Annotated in this window: 2 protein-coding genes; both read left to right on the top strand. The window is 38.2% G+C overall.

Annotation, left to right across the window (positions count from 1 at the left end; all coding sequences use genetic code 11):
• Window positions 1-143: 143 nt before the first annotated feature.
• A complete protein-coding gene (locus BQ5796_RS17140; RefSeq protein ID WP_071461033.1) occupies window positions 144-500 on the top strand; it encodes a hypothetical protein in 357 nt (118 codons plus the stop codon).
• 16 nt (window positions 501-516) lie between these two features.
• On the top strand, window positions 517-972 hold the full coding sequence (locus BQ5796_RS17145; RefSeq protein ID WP_141769950.1) for a hypothetical protein: 456 nt from the start codon (window positions 517-519) through the stop codon (window positions 970-972).
• Window positions 973-1,472 lie beyond the last annotated feature (500 nt).

Below are 1,472 nucleotides of genomic sequence, written 5' to 3' on the forward strand. Positions count from 1 at the left end.
CAAAGCCGAAAGTGGCCAAGCGAGCACAGCAGCCGAGAAGGCAAACCTAAACGAGGATAGAGAAGCGGGCAGGAAATCCAAATAGCGCAGGAAACTTAGACAGCCTCGATCCGCCTAAACAAAAGTCACTGGTAAGGCTGGATTTGCAGAAGTTTGCTGGTAATAAGGGTGCGGGAAATGCTTCTAAAGGGTGGAAAGTAGGTGACGATGTCTATAAGCCAACGTCAAAAGGAAACGAACCTGCTTGGAACACAGTGAGATCAAGATTTTGGAAAAATGAAGCGGCTAGCACTGATGTAGTAGGAAAATATGGTGTAGAAAATGCGGCTAGGATGAAAAAAGGAAATGCTCCACAAAGATTTAACCCAGATAAGGGTGGAGTGGAATCAATGGAGTTAAGTCATGAACCTATTCCAAAACGAGATGGCGGAAAAGACTTTGTTCCAAGATGGCCACAGGACCATGCAAAAGTTGACCCATTTAGAAGACCTGGTTATTAAGGGAGTGCTCAAAAAAATGAGTTTATCAGAAATGTTTATGAAAAATAAGGGTGAGGCAATAAATATTAATGGTAGCCTAGTGGTAATGTCACAAAGGCTAGAAGTTAAAACAGGTCAAGATATCAAAATTGAATTTATTAGAAGTAAGAATGATTATAGACAAGGCATTGAATTTTCTCTGGACAAAAGAAAAGGGTATATAGAAGTTAATAAACAAAAAATAAATTCGCCCGTTTTTTGGAAAAATACTGCACCATCAACTTTTATTTTCAAATGCTTTCCTAAAAAAGAAATTGGGCAAATTAATTTATGGAATATATGGCAATATACTGATGATAGGGTTGATGCTTGGATTGGAAATGCAGGAATAATAGTGGAACAGGAAGGTGAGGGTATCTTCCTTTTCAGGTGTAGCAGTGGTATTGGTGATATTGATTTTGAAGACCTAGTCTTCAGGCTGATTTTAATTTAATCTTATCTTCTTAGCCTCGAAGTGAAGACTTCGGGGTTTTTGGGGGAGATAGTTTAGTGCTAGATGAATTACTACAAGATAATGACAAATTTATTGTCTAAGAGGTGGGTTAACCACCCATATAATAGTTAAACAACATCTCAACAACAAAAGTATTATGGACAGAGCGAATAGGCCAAAAAGCAAGTCTTTCTTGCGTTGATTGTTTTTTGCCTGATATTCTTCCTCAACTAGAAATGCGGCACTGTGGAAGCTGGTATACATCTGGATCCGAAGAATAGAAGAAAAAGCTTTTCCTTAAAACACAAACTGTCTCTGTCGTAAATGTCTAATTGTAAAATATTATCCAATTAAATGGAATCACTTTTGGTTGGACAGTCATTTTTTGGCTTTTTCCGTTTGGAGGATGTTTATGGACAGAAAAATGTCTATTTCAAGTCCATTCACTAACCGCTACCTGTATGCCGAAAGTGACCCTGTTAATAACATCGACCCGGATG

The sequence above is a fragment of the Bacillus massilinigeriensis genome, from assembly GCF_900111815.1.
Lineage (GTDB): Bacteria > Bacillota > Bacilli > Bacillales > Cytobacillaceae > Mesobacillus_C > Mesobacillus_C mediterraneensis.

What these genes read in the sequence shown, in the direction of transcription:
- BQ5796_RS17145 (WP_141769950.1), top strand. Translation starts at nt 517, where the DNA reads ATGAGTTTATCAGAAATGTTTATGAAAAATAAGGGTGAGGCAATAAAT.